This is a genomic window from Faecalibacterium prausnitzii (assembly GCF_003287495.1).
GTDB lineage: Bacteria > Bacillota > Clostridia > Oscillospirales > Ruminococcaceae > Faecalibacterium > Faecalibacterium prausnitzii_I.
Map to the genome: position 1 here is coordinate 267,974 of NZ_PRLE01000004.1, position 13,600 is coordinate 281,573.

The window sequence follows — 13,600 nt, forward strand, 5'->3', positions numbered from 1 at the left end:
GCAATCTATCCCAACAATTTAATATAACATATTTTACTTAGAGTTCCAGCTCGGCTCCCAAAGAAGCCGGAGCAAGTTTTTGACTTTCTTATCGCTACATAACGAACCCGAACCAAGGCCATCCCGGAAGGGATGGTCAGGTTCAGGTTGTTGTGTGGCGATTTTTTGTCGTTTGTGATTTTTTTGTTAATTTTCGGAAAGATGGCTCTATTTTGGCCTTTCTCGTCGGCTACCTATTGAGGGGACTTTTTTGAAGTGGATATTTATGACAACTTTATTACAAAGAGTCATCAATGGGTGCCAAATGGCCCTTCTCGATGCCTACCAAGTGAGAGTGTCTTTTTTCAAGAGTGATTCGACTTTGGATATGCTCGCCGTTGTAAATGGCCTACCTCAGTTGGTGGCTCGATAAACCAATGATATTTTAACTCGGCGGTTGCTTCAGCTATATTTTCCAAGAACTTTTTAACAAATTTCTTTTTCGGGTAACAAAAAGCCCTTTTTCGATGCCTACCAATTAGAGGGATAATTTTTCGGAAGCCCTAAATTCTGAAGATTTTCTATATAACTCCGTTCTTTGAAAACAGAATAGTTCAATCGTCCGGTACTTCACAAAAGGTACTTCTGTAATTCGCAGCCCGGCCATAACGAAGGCGGGGTGGCTGAAATGCCAATGGTGCGGTGCAAGCCCGCCGTCGGACGATTCCCCACTCCTAGGGTGCCGAGGGCGAATATGGGAGACCTTAACATATTAAGCAGACCAGGGTGCTGATCTGCAATTGAGAGAGCTGGCGAGTACGCTGGTTCTCGATACATATTGAAGCCGGACGAGCTGTCCTTCAGGACAGCTTGCCCGGAGCAAGAGTGCAGAGAGCGCAGCTCTTTGCGCGGGTCAAGGGCGGCAGCCTTGCCCAGTGATATGATGCTGCGCGTCATATCATACTGGGTATTGTCTGGCGCAAAACGGCGGCAGATCCAGCAGCTTCGCTGCTGCGTTTTCCCCATCAAGCTGTTGAAACGGAGGGATATTTATTTGAAGCTTACGCAATGATATAGAATTTTTCCGGAGTTGAAGAGTGACGATGCTACGAAAAAGTGGAACGATGCTTCCTACTTTCACCGAAAATTAGGAACTCTCGGTTCCTGTTCGAGTATGAGTTTCTTTGCTATACTTTTCTTGCAGAGCGAAAGCAAACTCTTTTAAGCGGAAAGCGACAAACGCCATGATCTCCCACTGAGGGAAGGAGCGGTAGGCCACTTTCTTTGCAGTATAACAAACACATAAATCCTTTTCCGAAAGGATTACCTCTCGATTCCGAGAGAAGATTTCAAGACACGGTCTTGAAATGCGAGACCCGTTGCTTAGAAGAATTGTATCACTCCTGTGATTTGATCGCACGAGTGGCCGTACACAAAAAATACAGGAAAAGAGGGATGTCTATCTGAAATTAACACGACACAACGGACGAGCCGGAGCCCACGGCACTTATAACCCCAAACACAATGACCGGAGTTTCAACCTTGCCAACAGTGAGCACATCGACCCGGAACGAGCCAAGGGCAACATCTACTGGGACTGCTTCTACGGTTTCCGTTCGGCTCTCGACCCGCAAGACCCGGATGATTTGGCTGCGACCTTCTCGGATGTGGAACGGCAGTTCTACGAAACCCACTACACGGCCTTTGTTGAAAGCCAGAACGAGCGAAACGCCAGGATCCGGCACACGGAGCGCAACCGCTCCATTCCCGACCTGCTGTCCAGCCGCAAGACCTGCCCGGAAGAAACTATCTATCAGCTGGGAACAAAGGACGACCATGCCTCGGCAGAGAACTTGCTGAATATCGTCACCGAGTTCATTGAGGAGTTCAAGGCTAAATTCGGCGACCATGTTCATGTGCTGGACTGGGCACTGCATCTGGACGAAAGCACACCCCACATCCACGAGCGTCATGTGTTCGACTGCGAAAACAAGTACGGCGAGATCGCTCCGCAGCAGGAAAAGGCACTGGAAGCGTTGGGCTTCAACTTGCCCGACCCGAATAAGCCTCTCAGCCGCAGGAATAACCGCAAGATCGCCTTTGATGCCGCCTGTCGGAAGATGCTGTTTGAAATCGCCAAACGGCATGGGCTGGAATTGGAGGAAGAAGCAGAATACAGCAACCGCAAATATCTGGAAAAGCAGGACTTCATCCTTGCCAAGCAGAAGGAGCAGCTTGCCGCCCAGCAGAGCAAGCTGGACGAATTGACCCTCAAGGTCAACGACATGGAAACGCTGATCGATGAAGTTTCGACAGCAGCCTACGACAAGGCGGTGGAGGTCATAACGGACGTGGTGCGCACCGAGACTCGGAAAGAGGATATGCGGATGATCGAGGACACGAAGAAGTGGGTGCTGTCCCCTGAACGCAAGGCTCCGCAGACCACGAGAGAGTACGCCGCCCATCGGTTGGACACCGTGCTGGACAAGTTCCTCAAGACCATGCAGACCACCGCTACACGTCTGCAAGAGAAGCTGCTGAAGTCGGAAGTTCGGCAGAAAGGCAAAGAACAGGTCAAGGAGAAAGCACGGGATTCTGTTCTGCAACTGCTGAACCGCTTGCAGGCAGAGCAAACACGGCGGAAGCCATCTGAGCCGCCTACCGCTGAAAAGTCAGAAAATCGTTTTCAATAATAGTACGAGGTGATGTTTATTGAGCAAAGAAGTCAACGAAGAACGCGCTCCCCGAACCGTTGCGGACGTAAAAGAAATGCTGACCAAGCACTCCAACGGAGAGATACAGCGGACGATCCAGAACTGCATCACGATTTTGCAGAACGACCATGTGCTGACCGATGCCATCCGGCTGAACTTGTTGAGTGAGCGCATCGACATTGTGAAGCCCGTAGGCTGGCCCCGCTCCGGCAAGCCCCTGAACGACACCGACATGAAGTATATCCTGCGGAGAATGGAGAAATACGGTATTTCCAGCGAGAAGAAGATCGAATCCGCCATCCACATCGTTGCCAACGAGAACCGCTACCACCCCATCCGGGACTATCTGAACGGCCTGAAATGGGACGGCACGGAACGGATTGCCCACGTCCTGCACCACTTCCTCGGTGCTGCGGAGGACGAATACACTTGCGAAGCTATGAAAATTTTCCTGCTGGGAGCCATTAAGCGCGTGTTCCAGCCGGGATGCAAATTTGAAACCATGCTCTGTCTGGTGGGCGGGCAAGGCACAGGAAAGTCCAGCTTTTTTCGGCTGTTGGCGGTCAAGGATGAATGGTTCTCGGACGACCTGCGGCGGCTGGACGACGACAACGTGTACCGAAAGCTGCAGGGGCACTGGATCATTGAAATGTCGGAGATGATCGCCACCGCCAATGCCAAGAGTATCGAGGAGATCAAAAGTTTTCTCAGTAAACAGAAGGAAACCTATAAAGTCCCCTACGAGACCCATCCTGCCGACCGTCTACGCCAGTGCGTCTTTGCTGGCACGACCAACCGGCAGGATTTTTTGCCCCGTGACCGCACGGGCAACCGCCGCTTTATCTCCATCCCGGTGGATGCGGAACTGGCTGAGACCCACATTTTGGACAATGAGGAGGAATCTCGCGCCTATATCGACCAGCTCTGGGCAGAAGCCATGACGATTTACAACAGCGGCGACTACAGGTTGGCGTTCAGCCCCGCCATGCAGGAAACGTTGCAAGCCCATCAACAGGACTTCATGCAGGAGGACGCGCAGGCGGGTATGATCTATGCCTTTCTGGAGGACTACACGGGTGACCGGGTGTGTTCCAAGCAGCTCTATGCGGAGGCACTGGGCAACACCAACATCCCGGCAGAGTGGGAGACCCGCGCTATCTGCGAGATCATGAACACAGGAATTTCGCGCGGCGATATCCAAGGCTGGCAGGCTCACAAGACCGCCAAGCGTTACCCGAAGTACGGCGTTCAGAAAGGCTGGGAGCGCGTAACCAGCCCCGAAACCGGGGCTGAAAATTTCTCCGAAATGTCGGATGCGGAAGCCCAGCAACTGGGATTTCCCTTCTGATGGACAGCGGTTACACGGTCAGTTACAGGTTTGGTTACGCTGCAGTTACAGCGCAAAAACCGCATGATTGCTGCGTTTTCCGCTTTCTGTAACCATGTAACCTTAAAAAGATAAGAAAAAGTATAAAGTCCACCGAATGTCCTGCGTACAGAAAAAGAGAATTTTCCTGCCCGGTTACAGGCGTTCGGTTACAAGGAATTGGAGGTCTGCCTATGAAGGAAGTTCGCGTTTGCGAAGCAATGAAGTCCCCGGTGGGGACTTTAAGCGACGGAACGGTCTTGCATCAGCAAGATGGAGGGACCAAGTCCCGACAAGTTCCGATTTGGGAAAAGAGCAATCTGACGCTGGAAGAAGCTGCGGCTTATTCCGGCATTGACATCAACAAGCTGCGTTCATTATCGGATAAGGAGCATTGCCAGTTCGTGTTGTGGGTGGGTTCCAAGCGGCTCATCAAGCGGCGCAAGCTGGATGAATATACGGAGCGAATGTACTCGCTTTGAAAATGTCCCGGATATTTTTCAAAACGTCTTGCAGAGAATGGCGTATCTGTGGTACTATGAACACAGAACAACGCTCTTTTCTGTACCGCAATGTAGAAAGGAGCAACGCTCATGGCAACAAATCAGAACACGAAACGCAAGGACAAGGCGCGTGTGGTTCTCCGCAAAGGCGAATCCCAGCGTAAAGATGGCAAGTACGATTTCCGTTGGACTTCCCCGGATGGCAAGCGACATTCTATTTATGCCGTGACCTTGGAGGAGCTTCGGGAAAAGGAAAACGACATTCAGCGAGATTCGCTGGAAGGCATCAAGGCAGAAGCACGGTACGTCACCCTGAACGATGTGTTCACCCTGTGGGCAAAGGTGAAGCGTGGTCTGAAGGACAACACCTTTCAGAATTATCTGTACCTTTATCGGCAGTTCGTGGAGCCAGATTTCGGCAAATCGAAAGTGTCTGCGCTCAAAAAGTCGGATGTGAAGCAGTTCTACAACACGCTGGCAGACGAGCGGGGCTTGCAGATCTCTACGATTGACAGCGTACACACGGTTCTGCATCAGGTGCTGGACATGGCGGTGGATGACTGCTATCTGCGGAACAACCCCTCGGACAATGTTCTGCGGGAGCTGAAAAAGGCACACCAGTTTGAAACCAACCGCCGTAAGGCACTGACCGTGGCAGAGCAGAATCTGCTGCTGTCCTACCTCTCCAAAACGCCGAAGTACCAGCACTGGTATCCGATTTTCGCGGTCATGCTGGGAACTGGTTTGCGTGTAGGAGAAGCCACTGGTTTGCGCTGGTGCGATGTGGATTTAGAGGAAGGCACGATCTCCGTCAATCACACGCTGGTCAACTACGACCACCGTGAGAACAACGGCGGCAAGAAGGGCTGCTACTTCAACTGCCACTCGCCCAAAACAAAGGCCGGTGTCCGCACTGTTCCGATGATGGACTTCGTGAAAGAAGCCTTTGAAAAGGAACGTGCCTATCAGGAAGAAGCAGAGATCCATTGCGCGGTAACGGTGGATGGCTATACGGACTTCATCTTCGTCAATCGCTTTGGAGAGTGCCAGCATCAGGGAACGCTGAACAAGGCCATCCGGCGCATCATCCGGGACTGCAACGATGAAGTGCTGGCGAAGAATCCGAACAGCACCGTACTCCTGCCGCGTTTCAGCTGCCACACCCTGCGGCATACCTTCACGACCCGGATGTGCGAAGCGGGCGTGAACATCAAGGTGATTCAGGATGCGCTGGGACATTCGGATATTTCCACGACCTTGAACATCTATGCGGATGTGACCAAGGAACTGCGTAAGTCTGAATTTGAAAATCTTGACCGTCAGTTCGCACAGTGGAAAGACCCTGAAGAATAAAATAAAGCATACGCCAAATATGCCATACGCCATTTACGCCAATTCATACGCCAAACGATACCGTTCGGATAAAGGCTTGTGTAGAGATGTAAATGGAATGGCAAAATTCAACCCTTGCGGTGTAGAGTAGTATCAAGAAATAAAGGCTTATAACTGCTCGTCGATGACATCCCCACGATGAAGCCCATCGACCAGTGAACCGCAAGAAAATCAACATAGAAACGAAAGATTTGACTTCTGATTTTCTTGCAAAAACTGTGTCATCCCCGTTTTGACATCAATTTGACAGCAAAATCCTGAAGAATCACGTCCCGTTATGAAGCGTGACGGATTTCAGATAAAAACGCACAAGGCTTGAACAAAGCTGTAAGAGCACTTCTTGGAATCATCTGAGAAGTGCTCTTTTTGTTTGCTCCTGCGGCCAACTTCTGTCAGACAGTCACAAAAAACGGAGGATAAGATTATGAAAAACGACTATAAGACCATCAAACCCATGAAAGAAATCCCTGACCAGCTTCGCAAGCTACGCCGCCAGTTCCTGCGTTACCAGCAGGCAGAGATCGTATACAGCCTTTCTCACAAGAAGCTGCTGGAACTTGCCAGCGATGCCGGGGCAATCTACCGTTTCGACAGCACGGTGCTTATCAACCGGGAGATTTTTGATGCCTATTTGGAACGCTTCCATGAACCTGCAAGAAAAATTACCGCGGAGGAGGTCGAGGACGAGTGAGCGGCAGTGTGTGGATATCAAAAATAAAACATGGAGGTTTTGCTTATGGGTTACGCCCGAAAGGACGTTGAAAGAACAAAAATGAACGCGAAAAAGTTTGTCCGCTATCAGGAAGGGGCTGAAAAATACAGTCTTGGTCTGACAAAATTTCAGGAGTTAGCGAAGGAAGCTAAAGCCGTTTATAAAATCGACAAGGTGGCGTTGGTCAACTGCGAGATTTTCGAGCGGTATCTGGAAACCTTCCGCATTGCATAAAAATAGGCCGGAGGAAAATCCACCGACCCCAGACCGCCCACAGTGTTGCGCTGCAGAGCAGCTCGTGGGAGAAGTCACCTTTATTCTATGCAAAATCAGAGCTTTTCTTTCCAGTCATCCCGGAAGCCGTAATAATCCATTCGCACAAACGGATATTTTTCCGTCAAAGCAATGACGGCTTCCTTCATCTCTGCAAAGTTCTCAGCAGGCAGAAGCCTTCTCATGATGAGGAAGAACCCGAAGAAATGCGCGTTATCCATCGTGCCATCTTCCCGGCGAATCAACAATGTCTGTTCCTTCTTGTTGAGGGAAGGCTTTTGCTCAAAGAGACGATTGTAAATGCGGCTCCCGTGTGCGCAAAGATTGCGGATGATCGTCATGCTGTGCATATACTGCCCCAGAATTTCCGGGCCGCGATTCATGGTAAGCCCGAACCGATGGGCAATTGTTTCTTTGAGCGGACGTTCGGAAATGGAATACAGGAAAGAAATGTCGGAGATCGTCAGCAAATCAACGTAGGCCCAGAGCGGAATCTCTTGGTGCAGGTCGTTGATGAAGTGCTTTAAGTAGGCTTCGTGGGCCAGCCGCTGCCGCTTCTGCTGGTTGGCTTTGTCGACGATTTCCTTATGTTTTGCTTGATTGGAGAAATTTGCGGCATCCAGATAACCCAGCGGCCCATACACTTTTGTAAATTCATAGGCATAGATGGACTTTATCTGTACCTCAATGGTTTCGATATGGTGCAGGATGATATGACGGAACTCATGGTCGAAATTGTAAATGTCTTCGATATTTTGGAACGTGGCAGACTTCGCAAAAACATCGTTCTTGCGGAGCGTCAGAGAATAGCCGCTGACACGGTAATAATTGTTCCGCAGCAGAAAATCCTTTGCTTCGGCTTCATCCTCAATGGTAAGGCCGCGTGAACGAAGAATCTCGATTTGTTCGTCTATCGTTTTGAAGTCCTTGTCTGCCATGAAAAATCTCCTTTATAAGCAAAACGCCCCCAAGTGTGCATACGCTATGCGCAGAGGCCTGGGGGAGTTGTTACCATTATAATAGCAAATCAAGGACGAAATGTCAATGAGCAGAGTGTGAACTTTCGATTTTTCGTAAAAATTTTCAAGAAGGGTTTTTTACAGCTCGACTTCCTGTCACACGGAAAGTATACTGGTACTGTGGAGGTATGAGAGCAGCTATGGCAAAGATGGGACGACCAAAATCCAAAAATGCAAAAAAGAAAATCTTGAGCATTCGGGTAGAAGATGCCCTGTATGAGCGTATCTGTGCTTATGCCGAACAACATCAACTGACTGTAACAGAAGTTGTCTTGCAGGGGCTGGACAAAGTTTTGTCCGCCCTTAAATAGTATCAAGTCCTTCTTCTTTCGGGAAGGAGAATTGATATGGCAACGACACGAAAAGACCTGCGGGGGCGTACCCTGCGAAAAGGTGAGATGCAGCGCAGCTCCGATAAGCGATATGCGTATTCTTACACGGACCCGCTGGGGCGGCGCAAATACATCTACGCAAATGACCTTGTGACCCTTCGGGAGAAGGAAGCACGGCTCACCAAAGACCAGATGGACGGTCTGGATATTTACGTTGCAGGCAAAGCAACGGTCAACTTTGTGTTTGACCGCTACATGAGCCTAAAAACGAATCTACGCCAGACCACCCGGAGCAACTATCTTTATATGTATGACCGCTTCATCCGCGATACCTTCGGCAAGAAGAAAATTGCAGAGATTCGGTATTCGGATGTGCTGCAATTCTACAATTACCTGTTGGATAAGCAGGGCTTGCAGACGAACACGCTCGAAAGCGTTCATACGCTGCTACATCCCACCTTTCAGCTGGCGGTTCGGGATGAGATCGTCCGCAAGAATCCCACAGATGGTGTGATGGCAGAAATCAAGAAAAGTTCCGAGCAGACCACTGGTGTGCGTCATGCCCTGACGATTCCGCAGCAGCGGGCGTTCATGGAACATATCGCCAATCACCCGGTCTTCTGCCACTGGTGGCCGTTGTTCACGGTACTGCTGGGAACAGGCTGCCGCATTGGTGAAGCGTTGGGCTTGCGCTGGGATGATTTGGACTATGAGCGGCGCACTATCAGTATCAATCACAGTCTGGTCTATTACCCGGTGGGCGAAAGCCGCAATTCTGTTCTGCACATCTCGAAACCTAAAACGGAAGCAGGCGTTCGGACGATCCCTATGTTTGATACTGTGAAGGATGCCTTTGAAATGCTGCATGAGGAGCAGAAAGAATCCGGCTGGAACGATGTGGAGATTGATGGTATGACAGGCTTCATCTTCTGCAATCGTTTTGGTAACGTCCCGAATCCGCAATCTGTGAACCGCGCCATCAAGCGCATTATTGCAGACTACAACGCAGGCGAGGAAGTAGAAGCAAAGAAGCAGCATCGCGAAGCGGTTCTGCTGCCGGACTTTTCGGCACATCATCTGCGGCACACGTTCTGCACAAGGCTTTGCGAAAAAGAGACCAACCTGAAGGTCATCCAATCGGTCATGGGGCATAAGGATATTCAGACCACGATGGACATTTATGCCGAAGCGACTGAGGAGAAAAAACAGGAATCATTTGAGCGTTTGGCTGCTACACTGGACATTTTTTGAAGCAACAAAGAAGGGCTCTTACTGAGCGTTTTGTCTGACAGCAAAATTCTTCCAAGGACAGCAAATTGACAGCAAAACTACGAGAATGACGGCGAATCACGAAGGATTACGAATATCGGAAACTCAAGTGAAAATACGATTGTGAAGCATTACGAAGCATTGTAAGCCGGTTCCGGAAAGTATCCCCACGATGAAGCCGATTGAGCAGTAAATTTCCAATTTAAGCGAAACAAAGCCTGAAACTTCTTGATGTACCGAGAAGTTTCAGGCTTTTTCTTTTAATGAATTTCCAGTAAAAACTACACCATACGCCAATTTTACGCCAAACGATGCAGGATTTTGTGCAGAGCAAAAAGAGCGTTGTTCGCATTTAGCGTGAAATTGGAGCGTGTGGTGGATGAGTGTAGACCTGTAAAGGGCTGCATCAAAAAGCGGATTCATGGATCTGCAAACGGACAGCTGAAACTTTCCACCGCAGAAGAAGTAAATGTGAAAAACATGGAGGCTTTCTTATGAACAAACTGCTTTCCTGCCGCTACAACATGGCCTCCAACCGGGTGGAAGCTCGGTTCGAGGGTGGCACTCCCCTTGCCATCGATTGCATCGCCATTGAGGATGAGTACGGCAACATCCCGGCACAGCGGGCAGAGCTGGACTGGCTGCTATACAACAAGCCCTTGGAGTACACCCAGCTTGTGCTGGGTGGGGAGATTGGACATTATCTCTCGCTTGGTTGCGACCACGGCAGACTGGAAGATCAATGACATAAAAAACACAGCCCCACCTTGGCGAAGGAGAAGCCAAAGTGGGGCTGTATTCAATGAAGGAGAAATGAAAGGAATATCAGGTTACAGATTCAGTTCAAACTGTTCCACCGTAACAGTTGCTTTGCCATCGGCAGCAAAGGTGATGCCGTCGGCAGACTGAGGGGTGTAGATCCACGCAGTCATGGTCTGCTCGCCATCGTTGGCGAAAACTTCGATGCTGTTTTTATCCAGCAGGATGCGGAGCTTGAGCGCACCGTTCTGGCTGCGGACCTTGCAGCTGCGGCGGTGAACGATGTCGGCACGGGAACCGGCATAGCTGCGATCCAGCGTCAGCTCGGAGGTGTAGGGGTCGTAGGTCAGGCTGGTGTGATGGTCTGCGTCAGCAGCCAGCTTCAGGGTGAAGGAGCGGTACTCGCCGGGCTGTACCGTGACGGTCAGGTCGGCCACACGGCCCTTGATGCCTTCCAGAGAAGTTTCGCTTTGCACCGTCACATTTTCGTGGAAGGTGCGCTTGCCGTGGACGGCGTCCAGCTCCCGCACGGGGGTCTGAACAATGCGTCCGTCCTTAATGTGCAGCTCTCGGGGGCAGATGGTCTGCCCGAACCACTTGCAGCCCTGGGGCTTATCCTCGGTGTCCGACCAGGTCTGCAGCCATGCGGTCATGATCCGGCGGCCATCCGGGGCAAGGGTGGTCTGGGTGGCGTAGAAGTCGATGCCGCCATCCATCAACTGCACATTTTCCTTGGTGAAAGTGTGGGTGGCTTTGTCGTAGCTGCCGATGAAGGCAATGACGTTGTGACCGTTATGGAACTCGCCCTTGGGCAGCATCTCCATGGGGCCGAGCATCAAGACCTGTTTTCCGTCCAGCGGGAAGAAGTCCGGGCACTCCCACATTTTGCCGTACTGATTGTTGCAGCGTTCCAGCACCGTGACAAAGTGCCAGTCGAAGCCGTCCTTGCTCTGGAACAGTGCCGCTGCGCCGCTGTCGTCCTCGGCCCGGCAGACGGTGACGACGGAGTAAGTGCCGTCGGCCTCACGCCAGATCTTGGGGTCCCGGAAGTCAAACTTGCTGAAGCCTTTCGGCAGGTCTTTCTGGGTCAGCACCGGGTTGCAGGCAGGCTTTTCGTAGTCGAGCCCGTCACCGATGGCAATGCTCTGGGTCTGGATGTCCCGCATCTCCCCATTGGGCTGCTTTTCTGCCACCACGCTGGTGTACATCAGCAGCTGCTTGCCGTCATCCATCTCGGTGGCAGAGCCGGAGAAGCAGCCGGGGCCGTTATCCGCCGGGGAATCCGGGGCAAGTGCACAGGGCAGATACTCCCAGTGCAGCAGGTCGGTGCTGACGGCGTGGCCCCAGTGCATGGGCGCCCACCGCACATCGTAGGGGTTATACTGATAGAACTGGTGATACTTCCCCTTATAATAAGAGAAGCCGTTGGGGTCGTTGAGCCAGCCCACATAGGGGGTCATGTGGTAGGCAGGGCGTTCCGCCGGGGAAATGGCTGCGCCGTGCTCGGCCTCGTAGGCACGGGCTTTTTGTAAAGTCAGATTGTTCATGGAATCCTCCAAAGGAAAGAATTCTTATGCGTAGTAAGCATCCAGATATTTCTGCATAATGCCCAGATAGTCGGACAGGCCGTAGGCTTCCAGCTTGCTCAGATATTCGTTCCACTCTGCATCCGTAGTGCCGTTCATGATCCAGTTGGCCTTCTGCGTATTCATGTAGGTCTGCAGATCTGCCTGCAGGTTAGAGACCTGCTCGGTGTCCTCGCTGCTCATAAAGACATTGGGATAGACATAATCGTTGTTCATATCCGGGGTGTAGATCTCCTTGATCCAGTCCAGACGGTACTGTGCATCGTCCGGGCAGGTAACGTATACGCCATAGTAATCATCCAGAACCGCCAGAGGCCCACTGACACACTGCGCTTCACGGACTTCCACGGGAGAAGCATCGCCCAGAGGAGCGTGCTTCAGCATGGGCTCGCCCTTATCGTTGGTGGACAGTTCAAAAATGTTAAAGCCTTCCGCATCGCCGTAAGTACCCCAGTTGTTCTGCGGAGACTGGAGGGGCGCGTACATCTGATCCAGCCATGCACAAACCAGTGCAGGATTCGCCGCCTTTGCGGTGACAACGCACCGGCCGCGGGCAAAGCCGCTGGTGAAAGAGCCGTTCTGCGGGGTGATATTCCGGGTATCGGCGGTCAGGGCAGGCAGCGGCTCCCAGTCGGTCAGGTTGTCAATGTTGGCAACATCCCAGCTGAAGCAGACACCATAGCGGCCAGCCTTGCCCTTGGAAACGTAGGTGGACCACTCCTGCGTGAAGCACTCCGGGTCGATGAGCTGCTCGGCATACAGCTTGTGCAGCCAGTCCAGACCATCACGGTAGCCCTGCTGGGTGGCGGCACAGATGACTTTCCGGTCGTTGGTAACGGCGATATGGCGGTCTTTGTCTGCGTCGCCGTAGCCTTCGCCAAAGCCATTGATGAGGATGCTGGGGTCCTGATCGCCGTTGTTGACGATGCAGGACATGGGGATGATGTCGCCGTCAATGCCATACTCGGCCTTGATCGAAGCGGCGTTATCACGGAATGCCATCAGCACCTGCTCAAACTCGTCCACCGTGGTGGGCATCGACAGACCGAGGAAGTTCAGCCACTTGGTATTGATGAAGCTCATGTTGCCAATGGTCTGGATGGCGGTCTTTTCGGAGCCGAGCTGCTCGATCCAGGGCAGTGCCCAGATATGGCCCTCGCTGTCGGTGCACATGGTGCGGTACTCCGGGTACTGCTCAAAGACCTTCTGGAGATTGGGCATATTGTTGTCAATGTAATCTTCCAGATTGAGGATGACTCCCTGATCTGCGTAGCGCAGCAGATTGCTGTCGGTAAAATCAGCAGTAAAAACGAAATCCGTCAGGGTGTTGGGGTTGGACATATTCAGGGTGATCTTATCGCTCCACTGGTCGGACTGGATGGCGGTCCAGTCGATGTGCACATTGGTCTGCTCTTCCAGACGCTTGAAGATGGTGCGGTTGTTCGGCTCGGGTTCGCTGCCCACAGGGAAGCTGGTCATACCGGTAAAGGTGACCTTTTCGGACAGCGGAAATGTAACGGCACCGGTCGTGTCCACAGCTGCGGCAGCGGAATTGCTGCCGCCGGTGGATTTGCCGCCGCAGGCGGACAGAGCAGCGGCAGAACCTGCCAGAGCGCAGACCTTGAGGAAGTTGCGGCGAGAGATCAGCTTTTTCATGGTATTTTCTCCTTTTTCATGTTTCTTTTTTCGTGTAACA

12 protein-coding genes are annotated in these 13,600 nt (G+C 51.7%); 9 read left to right on the forward strand and 3 right to left on the reverse strand.

Features of this window, described 5'->3' with window-relative positions:
- Positions 1 to 1,625: 1,625 nt before the first annotated feature.
- The 6 genes from C4N22_RS09065 to C4N22_RS09090 all read left to right on the forward strand — a co-directional run bounded on the left by C4N22_RS09065 (position 1,626) and on the right by C4N22_RS09090 (position 6,900).
- Entirely contained in the window at positions 1,626 to 2,672 is a 1,047-nt protein-coding gene (locus tag C4N22_RS09065; RefSeq protein WP_242980997.1) for a plasmid recombination protein, read from the forward strand.
- A gap of 76 nt (positions 2,673 to 2,748) precedes the next feature.
- A complete protein-coding gene (locus C4N22_RS09070; RefSeq protein WP_242981001.1) occupies positions 2,749 to 4,041 on the forward strand; it encodes a virulence-associated E family protein in 1,293 nt (430 codons plus the stop codon).
- A gap of 212 nt (positions 4,042 to 4,253) precedes the next feature.
- Positions 4,254 to 4,541 (forward strand): excisionase, encoded by a 288-nt coding sequence (locus C4N22_RS09075; protein WP_112148721.1) that lies wholly within the window; start codon positions 4,254 to 4,256, stop codon positions 4,539 to 4,541.
- A gap of 111 nt (positions 4,542 to 4,652) precedes the next feature.
- The gene (locus C4N22_RS09080) at positions 4,653 to 5,915 is read left to right on the forward strand and encodes a tyrosine-type recombinase/integrase (RefSeq protein WP_112148722.1); all 1,263 of its coding nucleotides are present in this window, start codon (positions 4,653 to 4,655) and stop codon (positions 5,913 to 5,915) included.
- A gap of 463 nt (positions 5,916 to 6,378) precedes the next feature.
- A complete protein-coding gene (locus C4N22_RS09085) occupies positions 6,379 to 6,645 on the forward strand; it encodes a DUF6462 family protein (protein WP_112148723.1) in 267 nt (88 codons plus the stop codon).
- Between the two features lie 45 nt (positions 6,646 to 6,690).
- Entirely contained in the window at positions 6,691 to 6,900 is a 210-nt protein-coding gene (locus C4N22_RS09090) for a DUF6462 family protein (RefSeq protein ID WP_005920587.1), read from the forward strand.
- A gap of 95 nt (positions 6,901 to 6,995) precedes the next feature.
- Here the strand turns inward: C4N22_RS09090 and C4N22_RS09095 are convergent, their stop codons facing one another.
- The gene (locus tag C4N22_RS09095; RefSeq protein ID WP_112148724.1) at positions 6,996 to 7,877 is read right to left on the reverse strand and encodes an Abi family protein; all 882 of its coding nucleotides are present in this window, start codon (positions 7,875 to 7,877) and stop codon (positions 6,996 to 6,998) included.
- A 221-nt stretch (positions 7,878 to 8,098) separates the two neighbouring features.
- Here C4N22_RS09095 and C4N22_RS12915 point away from each other — a divergent pair, with 221 nt between their 5' ends.
- The 3 genes from C4N22_RS12915 (at position 8,099) to C4N22_RS09105 (ending at position 10,305) form a co-directional block, all read left to right on the forward strand.
- On the forward strand, positions 8,099 to 8,269 hold the full coding sequence (locus C4N22_RS12915; protein WP_181567198.1) for a hypothetical protein: 171 nt from the start codon (positions 8,099 to 8,101) through the stop codon (positions 8,267 to 8,269).
- Positions 8,270 to 8,305: 36 nt separating this feature from the next.
- Positions 8,306 to 9,541, forward strand: coding sequence for a tyrosine-type recombinase/integrase (locus C4N22_RS09100; RefSeq protein ID WP_112148725.1), 1,236 nt, complete (start codon positions 8,306 to 8,308; stop codon positions 9,539 to 9,541).
- A gap of 512 nt (positions 9,542 to 10,053) precedes the next feature.
- Positions 10,054 to 10,305 (forward strand): DUF6061 family protein, encoded by a 252-nt coding sequence (locus tag C4N22_RS09105; RefSeq protein WP_112148726.1) that lies wholly within the window; start codon positions 10,054 to 10,056, stop codon positions 10,303 to 10,305.
- 84 nt (positions 10,306 to 10,389) lie between these two features.
- Here C4N22_RS09105 and C4N22_RS09110 read toward each other — a convergent pair whose 3' ends face one another.
- Together C4N22_RS09110 and C4N22_RS09115 are read right to left on the reverse strand one after the other, a co-directional pair.
- A complete protein-coding gene (locus C4N22_RS09110) occupies positions 10,390 to 11,865 on the reverse strand; it encodes a glycoside hydrolase family 32 protein (protein WP_112148727.1) in 1,476 nt (491 codons plus the stop codon).
- Positions 11,866 to 11,889: 24 nt separating this feature from the next.
- A complete protein-coding gene (locus C4N22_RS09115) occupies positions 11,890 to 13,560 on the reverse strand; it encodes an extracellular solute-binding protein (protein ID WP_112148728.1) in 1,671 nt (556 codons plus the stop codon).
- Positions 13,561 to 13,600 lie beyond the last annotated feature (40 nt).

Excerpts from the sequence above, each read along its gene's own strand:
- C4N22_RS09070 (WP_242981001.1), top strand. The coding sequence starts at position 2,749 with ATGCTGACCAAGCACTCCAACGGAGAGATACAGCGGACGATCCAGAAC.
- C4N22_RS09075 (WP_112148721.1), top strand. The coding sequence starts at position 4,254 with ATGAAGGAAGTTCGCGTTTGCGAAGCAATGAAGTCCCCGGTGGGGACT.
- C4N22_RS09080 (WP_112148722.1), top strand. The coding sequence starts at position 4,653 with ATGGCAACAAATCAGAACACGAAACGCAAGGACAAGGCGCGTGTGGTT.
- C4N22_RS09085 (WP_112148723.1), top strand. The coding sequence starts at position 6,379 with ATGAAAAACGACTATAAGACCATCAAACCCATGAAAGAAATCCCTGAC.
- C4N22_RS09090 (WP_005920587.1), top strand. The coding sequence starts at position 6,691 with ATGGGTTACGCCCGAAAGGACGTTGAAAGAACAAAAATGAACGCGAAA.
- C4N22_RS09095 (WP_112148724.1), bottom strand. The coding sequence starts at position 7,877 with ATGGCAGACAAGGACTTCAAAACGATAGACGAACAAATCGAGATTCTT.
- C4N22_RS12915 (WP_181567198.1), top strand. The coding sequence starts at position 8,099 with ATGGCAAAGATGGGACGACCAAAATCCAAAAATGCAAAAAAGAAAATC.
- C4N22_RS09100 (WP_112148725.1), top strand. The coding sequence starts at position 8,306 with ATGGCAACGACACGAAAAGACCTGCGGGGGCGTACCCTGCGAAAAGGT.
- C4N22_RS09105 (WP_112148726.1), top strand. The coding sequence starts at position 10,054 with ATGAACAAACTGCTTTCCTGCCGCTACAACATGGCCTCCAACCGGGTG.
- C4N22_RS09110 (WP_112148727.1), bottom strand. The coding sequence starts at position 11,865 with ATGAACAATCTGACTTTACAAAAAGCCCGTGCCTACGAGGCCGAGCAC.
- C4N22_RS09115 (WP_112148728.1), bottom strand. The coding sequence starts at position 13,560 with ATGAAAAAGCTGATCTCTCGCCGCAACTTCCTCAAGGTCTGCGCTCTG.